This is a genomic window from Candidatus Zymogenaceae bacterium, assembly GCA_016931225.1.
GTDB lineage: Bacteria > Desulfobacterota > Zymogenia > Zymogenales > Zymogenaceae > JAFGFE01.
In genome coordinates this window covers 37,657-49,385 of record JAFGFE010000037.1, presented here as the reverse complement: position 1 = coordinate 49,385, position 11,729 = coordinate 37,657, and the positions used below count along the sequence as shown (strand labels likewise).

Below are 11,729 nucleotides of genomic sequence, written 5' to 3'. Positions count from 1 at the left end.
CAAATGGTTTAGTACACACTTCACCTTTTGTTTCGGATGGTCTGGTCTATATTGGGAGCAATGATAATTATCTCTATGCCCTGAAGGTTAGAACAGGGGAAGAGAAGTGGCGATTTAAGACGAGTTCTGATGTGGGTTCATCTCCATGTGTGGAGGGTGGTGTGGTTTTCTTTGGGAGCGATGATGATCATCTCTACGCCGTTGACGCGAAAACGGGAGATGAGCAGTGGCGGTTCGAAACAGGTGCAAATGTACGCTCCTCTCCCTGTGTGGTGGACGGAGTGGTTTATGTCGGAAGCCGTGATGATTATCTCTACGCTCTAAAAGCAAAGAATGGAGACGAGAGGTGGCGGTTCAAGACGGGTGATGATATATACTCCTCACCCTGCATGGTTGATGGTGTGGTGTATTTTGGTAGCAATGATGATTATCTTTACGCCGTCGACGCTAAAACTGGGAGTGAGAAATGGAGATTCAAGACAGGCGATGATGTGCGCTCCTCCCCCTGTATTTCGGACGGCATTGTGTATTTTGGAAGCAATGATACCTACCTCTACGCTGTAAATGTAAAAACGGGAGACGAAATCTGGCGTTTCAAAACGGGTGATTGGGTAGAATCCTCTCCTTGTGTTGCAGACGGGGTCCTCTATGTGGGGAGTAATGATGGTTATCTCTATGCGATTTGGTAGGGGAAATAGTGTTAAATAAAAAGAAAAGTTGTTCTCCTATATCAATAGCACATATGTGTGTGCTAGTAAGTAGAGAAAATGAATAGCAATAGAATAGTTATAGTTGTGATTGGTCTGTTGGGTTCACTCCTCCTTTTTCTCCCACTCCTTTCATGTACCGAGACAAAAACCATAAACGGGGAAGAAAAAAACATCAAGGGGGAAGAGCTTTTTAAATTCGAGACACGTGATTACATATGCTCCTCACCCTGTGTGGCAGACGGGATTGTCTATGTCGGAAGCAATGATAGCTTTCTCTACGCCATAGAAGCGAAAACGGGAGACGAGATGTGGCGATTCAAAGCAGCCTGGGTAAATTCCTCCCCCAGTGTTGTGGATGGCGTGGTTTATTTCGGAAGCATGCTTTACAATCTTTTCGCCGTGGACACGGAGACAGGACGGATGAAATGGCGGTTCATGACTGATGGTGGCGTACATTCATCTCCATGCGTTGCGGAAGGCATGGTCTATTTTGGGAGTGGTGATGATCATCTTTACGCACTGGATGCTGAGACGGGAGACGAGAAGTGGCATTTCGAGACGAATTCTAAAGTTGATTCCTCTCCCTGCGTGGCTGATGGGATTGTCTATGTCGGGAGCCTGGATAAACATCTTTACGCCTTGGATGCGCAAACGGGGAATGAGAGGTGGAAATTTGAGACGGATTCTACTGTGGATTCCTCTCCCTGTGTTGCGGACGGCGTAGTTTATTTCGGGAGTGGTGATGACCAACTCTACGCCGTGGATGCAAAAACTGGAGATGAGAGGTGGCGGTTTAAAACAGGTGATGATATCATATCTTCTCCTTTTGTTATTGATGGAGTCGTCTATATTGGGAGTAATGATAATTACCTTTATGCCGTTGATACATTGATGGGAAAAGAAAAGTGGCGATTCAAGACGGGTGATGATGTACTCTCCTCTCCGTGTGTGGTGGATGGCGTGGTCTATTTTGGAAGCAATGACACCTACCTCTACGCCGTTGACGCTATAACGGGAGAAGAAAGATGGCGGTTCAAAACGGGTGATTGGGTAGAATCATCCCCCTGTGTGGTGGACGGTGTGGTTTATTTTGGGAGCTGGGATGGGTTTCTCTATGCGATTAGGTAAGGGGAAACAGTATTAAATAGAAAAAAAGAAATGTAGTTCTCCTGCCATTTTTTATCCTGAACGAGATCTCGTTCATAGTGATCGTATTTATCGGCATGTATACAGCAAAGAACAACCTAACTGCTTGATATTCATGATAATATGAGATAATTCGTAAACTCTATCACACCTCCCTCGGGGGACACATACTCCTCCGAAATCCCTTTTTTTCATTCAAGCCCCGGTCCCGTTTTGAGGACGATGTGTCTGCCGTCATCGTCACGGCAATTCCCCCGCCCGTTTTTCAGACATCAGCCGCCGGGAAAGCATACCCGAACGTTTCGTTTCTGTCGATACCGGATATCCCCGACAGGCGATTATTACAAGCGCCGCTTCAAGACGGGTGGCCTTTCCGACCGGTTTATGGTATAGTTCGATTTCACTATAGTTGCATGTGTCCATCGACCGACAACCATCGCCACATGAGGGAGAAAAACCATGAAAGTCGTCGCCTTCAACGGGAGCGCTCGTAAAAACGGGAACACCGCACTCATGATCGAGCAAGTATTCGACGTGCTGAAAGCCGAGGGGATCGAGACCGAGCTGATCAGCCTTGCGGGTCAGGATATCAAGGGCTGTCTCGCCTGCAACAAGTGCGTTGAATCACAAAACCGCCGGTGCGCCGCCATCACGGACGACCCGGTTAATGAGTACATCGCGAAGATCGACGAGGCCCAGGGCGTTATCCTCGGCTCCCCGGTCTATTTTGCCACCCTTTCCTCAAGCCTCAAGGTCCTCATCGACCGGGCGGGCAAGGTGGCCAAGGTGAACGGGGATATGTACAGACGAAAGGTGGGGGCCGCGGTGGTGGCCGTGCGCCGGGCGGGGTCCGTCCTGACGTTCGACACCATCAATAATTTCTTCCTGATCTCCCAGATGATCATCCCCGGCTCCAGCTACTGGAACACCGGCATCGGGCACGCCCCCGGCGATGTATCCGACGACGCGGAGGGGATGCGGACCATGAAAACCCTGGGGGAAAACATGGCCTGGCTCATCAAGAAAACGGCCTCATAGGAGAACCCTTCCGGGCACATGATCCGACGGTTCGGAAACATATCATGATAAGCATCGAAAAACTGGATGTGGTGGGGCGCACCTACCGCCACATAGACAGATACCGGCAGATCCTCACCGTCATCTTCAAGTACGGTTTTGGGGAGCTGCTGGATCAGATACACCTGGAACATTACATCCAGTTCGGCATCAAAAAGCTCTCCCGGGAGCTGTGGCACCGTGTCGATGAACTCAGCAGCGCCCAGCGGCTTCGCATGGGGCTGGAGGAGCTGGGCCCCACCTTCGTCAAGCTGGGCCAGCTTCTCTCCTCCCGGCCCGACCTCATCCCCTTCGAGTACATCGAGGAGCTCTCCCGGCTCCAGGACCGCGTGCCGTCGTTTCCGTATGACGCCGTGCGGGAAATCATCAAGGAAGAGCTGGGAGATTACCCGGAAGACATCTTCACCTCCTTCGAAGAGGAGCCGATAGCCGCCGCGTCCATCGGCCAGGTACACAGGGCGACCCTCGACGACACAACCCCCGTCGCCATCAAAATCCAGCGCCCGGATATCCATGAAACCATCGAGACGGACCTGGAAATCGTCATGCATCTGGCGTCTCTCATGGAGCGAAACATCGAGGAGTTCGATATCCTCAAGCCGACGAAAAACATCGAGGAGTTCGCCAGGGGCATCGAGCGGGAGATCAATTACCTCTCGGAGGCCTCCAATATCGATCGGTTCGCCTCCCACTTCACAGACGACCCCGCCATCGTGGTGCCCCGGGTCTATCGGGACCTCTCGAGCGATCGAATCTTGACCATGGATTACATCGACGGCGTCAAGGTGTCACAATCGGATCGGCTCAAGGCCCTGGGGTACGACCTGACGGAGATCGCCCGCCGGGGGGCGACCCTCATCATGAAGCAGATTTTCATTCACGGCTTCTTTCATGCCGATCCCCATCCGGGCAATATCTTTGTACTCCCGGACCACGTGATCTGTTTTCTCGATTTCGGGCTGATGGGACGCATGACCCGTCAGGACCGAGAGGATTTCACGGAGCTCATATTTCACGTAATTCGCCGGGATGAGGCGAAAGTGGTCGAGTCGGTATTGAAGCTCTGTTACTTTGACGATCCCCCCGACGTGCGGGAGCTGGAACAGGATATCTTCGGCCTGATCGACGAATACATGTACCTCCCCCTGCCGGACTGGGATGTGGCCCGCCTGCTCAGACAGTTTCTTGGAATCCTGACCACGCACCGCCTGCGGCTCTTGCCCCATCAGTTCCTGATGATGAAGGCGCTGGCCGCCCTGGACGCCGTGGGGAGCGCGCTGGACCCGGACTTTGACATCATCAGTCACGGCACCCCCTTCATCCGGGATGTCTATTTTCAGAGGTTCAGCCCCGCCCGCACCATGACCGACATAATGCAGACCGGGACCGATTACTACCGGCTTATCCAGAAAATCCCCGGAGATATATCGGACCTGTTCAAAAAGGCGCGGGAGGGAAACCTGAAGATCGTGTTCGAGCACCGGGGGCTCGAGCCGATGCTCAAAACCCATGACCGCATCAGCAACCGACTCTCCTTCGCCATCGTCCTGGCGGCTCTCATTATCGGCTCGTCCCTCATCGCCCTGTCGGATCTCCCCCCCAAGTGGCACGATATCCCCATCATCGGTATCGGGGGATTCATCGCGGCGGGGATCATGGGATTCGGGCTTTTAGTCTCCATTCTCAGAGGTAAAAGGCTGTAACGCCGTCCCGATTCGCCCGCACGGTTTCGGAGAGCACCGCCGTCCGCGCCGCCCCCTCCTCCCTTGAAAAAAAATATCCCCAATATTGACATTGTCTATATCCAATGATAGGGTATTTCACTGTTCTATCCGTTGTTCGGCTTTTCTCTGTCACTATTATTTCGAGGTTTGCCGTGAAAGACAATATATCAAAGTTGGTTGCATTGGCGACCGTCCTGGTGCTTATCTGTTTTTCGGCCGTGCCGCTTTTTGCCGCAGAGACGACCTTCACCGGTTCTTACCGCGTCCGTTCGGTCATTGACCACAACTGGGGAAAGGAAAACCGAGACCTCACAACAAACACCATCTCCGGTCCCGTCAGATATCCCAGCCACTCCAATGGTCTCTCCACCCGGTATTTCGACCAGCGCTTTCGCCTGAGCATCACCCACACGCAAAGCGAGTACCTGAAGGCGCATGTCACGATCGATATCGTCGAGGATACCTGGGGCGGAAACAGACCCTTCCGGATGAACAACAGCATAAACGGCGCCGTCATCCATGAGGCCTATCTGGAGTTCCTGGTGCCGAAGGTGGGGCTCTTCACCGTCGGAACCCTGGATCGGGGCTGGGGCATGGGAACGTATCTCGGCTCCGGCGGTACGGTCACCAACTTCGACATCAAGTGGGCGATCAAGATTGAAGAGCTGGTCGTCTCGGCGGCTTACACGAAATACGTCGAGCGGGCGGTTGACATGATAGGCCTCCTCACGTGGCCCGGCAGAACCGGGCTCGATGCCACCGGCGGTCCTTCAAGCATCAATTACAACTCGGATATGGACGCGTACACTTTCATGGTGATGTACCTGTCGGATCGGTACTCGGCCGGGGCGCTGTTCCAGTATCTGGTAGATCCCGGCGGCATCTCGTCGGCCGTGTCGATGCGGGGCATCACCGGCAACGACTTCAATGGAGAAATGGTCGATCCGACCGTCGCGGCGGTCAGCTGGCCGGTGCCCAATCCGGTATTCCCCCAGACCCAGACCGGCATCGGTCTGGCGGGCCTGTATGACTGGCAGGTCTACGCCCTGGGCTTTTTCTGGGACTTCCAATTTGCCGAAGGAATGCTCCGCTTCAAGGGAGAGGTTGACCGCATCTGGGGCACCGGCGTGATAAACACCTACGGCAGGGGATACAACAACACCCTGGCGACCATAGCCTTTCCCTTCACCCCCATGCCGGGGAAACGCATTCCAAACAGCCTCGATCTGGAGGGACTGAACATATACGCCGATCTCTCGGTCAATTTCGACATCTTCACCGTCGGCGTGGCCTTTCTATACGGCTCCGGTGAAAAATGGTGGTCCGGCATCACCCAGGAAAACTTCAACTTCAACACCGAATCCATGAGCGATTTTTCCTGGTCGAACATCATTGTCTGCGGCAATCCGGAATATCTCAACAGCGCCGTCGGGGATACGTCTCCCCTGGGGCTGGGCAACAACCAGGAAAACGTCACCTCCCTGAAGCTCTACTGGAGCCTCGCTCCCTTTGAATCGCTGGACATCCACGGCGCGGTGGTATGGGCGAAGTACACCGAGCCGGTGGGTCGGGACGCCCGGGACGCGAATCTCAACAGACTGCCCGACTGGAACGCATTCTACGGACACCCCATGAACTACGTCAGGGGCGCCTACACATACCTCCCGGCCGACGTCAGCGACGACCTGGGGTGGGAAATCGACGCGGGCCTCACCTGGAAGATCATGGAGGGTTTGACCCTGTCATCGGAATTCGGTGTGCTCTTCTGCGGAGACGCTTTCGATTATCGCAACATTCAGACCGGAGAGCGGGAGGAGTGGGGAGAGATCTATCGCTGGATAAACACCCTGACCTACGAGTTTTAACCGCCTCAAGAAGAGATCTCTGATCAAGCGATACCTGCGGGCCGGGACGATATTGTCGTTCCGGCCCGTCTTTGTTCGAAAAGGTTTGTTTCCTATCCTTTTTCCACCACCTGTGCTATACTTGCCTGTCAATTGAACTCTCTGGCATGAATCAGTCCCCCTACCGAAAATCGATCGGATATCTCCTATGGGCAAACGACCGAAATGGTGGCTGAAGGTCGTGGCCTTCTTCTGGCCCCTGACCTGGATCGGCGGCCGCCTCTATCGGGTGCCGGTGCTTGGAAAGCTCCTGGCTTTTTTCACCTCCTTCCTTTTTTCGCCGAAAAAACAGCACCTCACCTACGTGCCCATACACCATGAGATCCAGGGGATCGGCTCAACGCACCTGCCGCGAAAAATCATAGAAGAGCTGATCCGCAGGTCCTCACACCGGGCGATCATTCACCACTGTACCTGCCGTCTGGAGCGGGGATGTTTGAGGCATCCGATCGAGCTGGGCTGCCTCCTGATGGGGGATGGCGCCGCAGAGATCGATGAAAACATCGCCCGGCAGGTGGGAGTGGAGGAGGCGCTGGAGCATGTAGATAAATGCCTGGAGAGCGGACTTATCCCCCTGGTGGGCCGCGCCCCAATCGACAACCTCCTCTACGGGGTGAAAAACCGGGGACGGCTTCTAACCACCTGCTACTGCTGCACCTGCTGCTGCACGATCCTCGCCAGCGGCAAATACCTGCCGGACGCGATCCACGCCTCCCTGGTGCCGCTCCCGGGGCTCAGGATCGAAACCTCCCAGGAGGACTGCATCGCCTGCGGCGAATGTATCGAGAGCTGCTTCATGGGCGCCCTCTCTCTGGAAGGCGGTGTCTTGATACGGGATCTGGTCCGGTGCAAGGCGTGCGGCATGTGCGTCACGGCATGTCCCACCGGCGCGATCAGGGAGACCGTGGACGACATTGAGGAGACCATCAACGACATACTCGCACGTATCGGACGATTCGTCGATTACGAATAGAAAGGATTTTATAAGCAAAACACCCCGGCACCGTGGGGTACGTTCCTTCACCAGTTTTTCACAAACAGGAGTCCGGACATGTCTCGAAGACCCCACTGGTGGCTGACGGTTCTTGCGGCCGTCTGGCCGATCACCTGGCTCTCCGCCCGGGCCACCAGGCTTCCACTCATCGGAGGAGTGGTGGCGGCCCTCAGCCTTCCCTTGTTTTCAAAAAAGAATCTGAATGTCTCATACATTCCCCTCAATGAAACCCTGGGAGGAACACAGAGCAGCTTTCTGCCCCGGGAGGTTGCGTCCGAGCTCATTCGCCGCTCCGGTCACCGGGTCATCATCGAGCGATGCACCTGCCGGGACGATCGATCGTGCACCGAGCACCCCATCGACTACGGCTGCACACTCCTGGGTGAGGGAACAAAGGAGATCGACCCCCGCATCGCCCGGCATGCAACGGTGGATGAAGCCCTCGCCCACCTGGATCGCACTCTGGCCGACGGCCTGATCCCGATGATCGGCCGGGTCAAGATCGATAATTTCATCTGGGGGGTACGGGATCGGGGGAAGCTCCTGACGATCTGTCACTGCTGCCGGTGCTGTTGTACTATTCTCAATTCCGGCAAGTACCTCCCTGTTGATGCGGCCCGATCCCTGGTGCGCCTCGACGGGCTCCAGATCGATATCGATGATGACGCCTGCTCCCGCTGCGGCGAGTGCATCGACGAGTGTTTCATGGAGGCGCTCAGCTTTGAAGGAAATCGGGTGATACGGAACGAAGAGACGTGCAAGGGATGCGGCCGCTGCGTGACCGTCTGCCCCCACAGTGCCGTGAGCATCCATATCGACGATATGGAGCGGACGGTGCATGAGCTGATGGGGCGCATTGAGGAGCTCATCGATTACCGCTGATACTATAAGAAGATTTCCGAAGCCCCGGTGGGAATGCGAAAGGATATAAACCATGGATAAACTTCTTCGATACGGGCCTCCCAAGTGGTTTGTCAGGTGGTCGGTCAAGCTCTCGTGGCCGCTGATGATCGCCGCCAAACGCCTGAGTGATATCCCCCCGTTTTCCTGGATCATCAATCCCTTCTTCAGGTATCCCCAGAATGAACTGACGGCGGTGCCCATCGACGTTCGCCTCAATCCTCCGGACAGCGTGGCCCTCCCCTTTCAGGTGGTCAAGGCCCTTCTTGAACGAACTCCGGATATCTTCATCCTGGACGAGTGCATCTGCCGGCAAAAACAAGGCTGCACGAATCACCCCGTGGACATCGGCTGCATCGCCCTGGGAAAAGCCACCCGGCGCATGCATCCCTCCCACGGGCGCTTCGTTACGACGGATGAGGCCGTCCGGCATGTCGCCCGGGCCGGAGAGGCGGGCCTTGTGGCCAGCGTCGCCCACGTCTGGATAGACCCCGTGGCGTTTCATACCGTTCCCTTCAATCGACTCATGTTCATCTGCCTGTGCGACGACTGCTGCTGCCTCTACCGTACCCACATGACCCGGCGGGGACCGAACCTGAACAAGGCCTACAAAAAGCTGCCGGGGGTATCGATCACGGTCGATACGGAGCTCTGTACCGGCTGCGGGATATGCGCGGAAATCTGCTTTGCCGCCGAGATGCGGATCGAGGACGGGGTGGCCGTGGTGGGAAATGACTGCAAGGGATGCGCCCGATGCGTGACGGCATGTCCCGAGGGGGCGATCAGCCTTGTTACCGAGGATTTGGACTCGATGGTCACACGTCTGTTGAGTCGGGTCGATCGGGTGGCGGACCTGAGTTGACACCGGGGGGATCGTTGTCGGGATTCATGGATCCGATGTGCGAACCGGACACCGTCGGATGTTGTTTCACCGGATACTCGGACGAGGTCGTCGGGCCGAACAGAAATACACTACCGATACCCGCCTTCGAGTTTTATCACGAGATGTAAAAGTGTAATCTTCATCACACTTTTCTATTCCTCGAAAAGGTATAATATGAAAGCTTGAGTATTCCCGACCGATCGGGAAGACGATACTTTTTTATCTTTTTATCCCCGGTCACATGAAGGACGCCCCTCTTTTCCAGGCTGTAGCGCCCGGAATATCAGACGACACCCTGCTTCAGCGTATATCAGATCCCGTATTCATCCTCTTATACCCGGACGCAGTTATCATACAGGTCAACCAGGCCGCCGCACGGCTGTTGGGATATACCGACGACGAGCTGCTCCTCGTTCCCTTGTCGGACCTGATAATGGGCGGGGCGACCTCCCTCTCCCCCCTCCTGGACAATCTCTCTCACGCATCCGTCTCCGAGGGAACCCTCACACTCCTCGACAGGAATACGGTCGCCCACACCATGTCGGTCAGTGCGGACCTCTTCTCCGGAAAATCAAACACCGAGTATGTCCGCCTTATCGCCCGCGCCACAGCCATCGATTACGAAACTCCGGAGCTGCCGGAGAATTGGGACAGGTTGATACGGGAGGCCCTGGACGCCATGCCGATCTTCCTTTGGATTTACGCCCCCGCCGAGGAGAAATTCATCTACGTAAGCCCCGCCTTCGAGCGAATCTACGGCTACGACCACCTGAGCCTCTATCGGGAGCCGGGGCTCTGGTTCAGCGTCATCCACCCGGACGACCGGGATGATATCGTCAGGACCTTCAAGGAAAACGTGGGGGCCTCCCTGGCGCTCCAGTACCGTATCATACAAAAAAAGGGCGCCGTTCGCTGGGTGTCTCATCGCGTGTTTCCGATCCGGGATGAAAAAGGCGGCTCCCCGAAGCTGACCGGCTTCATCGAGGACATCACCATGCGCCGCCAGTGGGAGGACGTACTCAAGCAGGCGTCCGACGAGTGGCGTATCACCTTCGATTCCATTACCGATCTCGTATCCATCCACGATCGCGAGTTTCGCATCGTCAAGGTCAATCGGGCGTTCGCCGACGCATTTCATAAAGAACCTCGTGAACTCATCGGCATCCGCTGTTTTGAAGTGATTCACCACAGGTCCGATCCCTGTCCCGACTGCCCTCACATCAAGACCATCAGGACAAAAAAACCTGCATGTATTGAGATGACAGAGCCGGCCAGAGGCGGCGCTCACCTGCTGATAAGCACCGCCCCCATCCTGGACGCCTGGGGTGAAATCCGCGGATCGGTCCATACCATCCGCGACATTACCGAGCGAAAAAAGATGGAGGACGAACTCATTCGGCTTTCCACCACCGACAGCCTTACCGGACTCTACAATCAACGCAGTTTTTTCAGCATCATCAATACCCATACCGTCCGGGCGACACGGCTGGAACAGAACCTCTCCCTGATCGTCTTCGACCTTGATCGATTCAAGCAGTATAACGACATCCACGGCCACCTCGCCGGTGACGTCGTCCTCAAAACGGTGGGGGAAATTACCGCCGCCTGTATCCGGGAGGAGGTGGATGCGGCGTTTCGGTACGGCGGAGATGAATTCGCCGTGATCCTTACCGACGCGAACGAGTCTCAGGCCCACACCGTGGCCCGGCGTATCCAGAGCCAGGTGGTCCAGACGATTCCCGATATCGGCGTCAGCTTCGGCGTCTCCCAGTGGAAACCGGGCGACACCACCGACGTGTTCATCGAACGGGCCGATACGGCCATGTACGCCTACAAGACCGCCCAAAGGCAAAAATCCCTCCTATAACACCACCCGTCCCATATCGCGAGCATTCTCGATTGTGTCCGCTTCATCAGAAGGCGATCACTCACCGAACTATTCCACAAATGTACGGCCTGAAATTGTACGAAGTGGACATACTTAAGCGATCCAACCGGGGAAGTCGACCGGAGAATGGACCAGGCTACATAATAGTGTACAGCTGTTTTATTTAGACTATAATATTAAATTTAAATATTTTAGTCTTCAATTATTCACAGAAAGTATTTGACAAAAATTTATATCATGGGTATTATATAAAAGGCTCAAGATAATTTATTACCTAACCCGGCTTTTCAACTTTTTTAAGAATATTCCTTGCTCTGCATCAAACACCTTGGATTCACGCTTCACGCCGCCCACGCCGGTTATTCACTCAGAGTGTCATACATCCCGAGTGTGACACATATCACAAAACAAAAAAAGAAAAGGGTTCTTTTATCCGCTTATTGTTATGACACACTGTTTTTGTGTCACCCCGAATAATTTATATATATGGATAATATAAATAT

The 11,729-nt window shown here is 54.8% G+C and carries 9 protein-coding genes; all 9 read left to right on the top strand.

Features of this window, described 5'->3' with window-relative positions:
• Window positions 1-689 (top strand): PQQ-like beta-propeller repeat protein (locus JW885_14705; GenBank protein MBN1883415.1); only part of this gene is annotated, 689 nt, incomplete at its 5' end.
• A 78-nt stretch (window positions 690-767) separates the two neighbouring features.
• On the top strand, window positions 768-1,838 hold the full coding sequence (locus JW885_14700; GenBank protein ID MBN1883414.1) for a PQQ-like beta-propeller repeat protein: 1,071 nt from the start codon (window positions 768-770) through the stop codon (window positions 1,836-1,838).
• 477 nt (window positions 1,839-2,315) lie between these two features.
• Entirely contained in the window at window positions 2,316-2,894 is a 579-nt protein-coding gene (locus JW885_14695) for a flavodoxin family protein (GenBank protein MBN1883413.1), read from the top strand.
• A gap of 44 nt (window positions 2,895-2,938) precedes the next feature.
• Window positions 2,939-4,636, top strand: a complete 1,698-nt coding sequence (locus tag JW885_14690; GenBank protein ID MBN1883412.1) for an AarF/ABC1/UbiB kinase family protein — start codon at window positions 2,939-2,941, stop codon at window positions 4,634-4,636.
• 173 nt (window positions 4,637-4,809) lie between these two features.
• Window positions 4,810-6,522 (top strand): hypothetical protein, encoded by a 1,713-nt coding sequence (locus JW885_14685; protein MBN1883411.1) that lies wholly within the window; start codon window positions 4,810-4,812, stop codon window positions 6,520-6,522.
• Window positions 6,523-6,709: 187 nt separating this feature from the next.
• The gene (locus JW885_14680; GenBank protein ID MBN1883410.1) at window positions 6,710-7,534 is read left to right on the top strand and encodes a 4Fe-4S binding protein; all 825 of its coding nucleotides are present in this window, start codon (window positions 6,710-6,712) and stop codon (window positions 7,532-7,534) included.
• A 78-nt stretch (window positions 7,535-7,612) separates the two neighbouring features.
• The gene (locus JW885_14675; protein MBN1883409.1) at window positions 7,613-8,437 is read left to right on the top strand and encodes a 4Fe-4S binding protein; all 825 of its coding nucleotides are present in this window, start codon (window positions 7,613-7,615) and stop codon (window positions 8,435-8,437) included.
• Window positions 8,438-8,489: 52 nt separating this feature from the next.
• The gene (locus JW885_14670; protein ID MBN1883408.1) at window positions 8,490-9,317 is read left to right on the top strand and encodes a 4Fe-4S binding protein; all 828 of its coding nucleotides are present in this window, start codon (window positions 8,490-8,492) and stop codon (window positions 9,315-9,317) included.
• A gap of 262 nt (window positions 9,318-9,579) precedes the next feature.
• On the top strand, window positions 9,580-11,205 hold the full coding sequence (locus JW885_14665) for a diguanylate cyclase (protein ID MBN1883407.1): 1,626 nt from the start codon (window positions 9,580-9,582) through the stop codon (window positions 11,203-11,205).
• Window positions 11,206-11,729 lie beyond the last annotated feature (524 nt).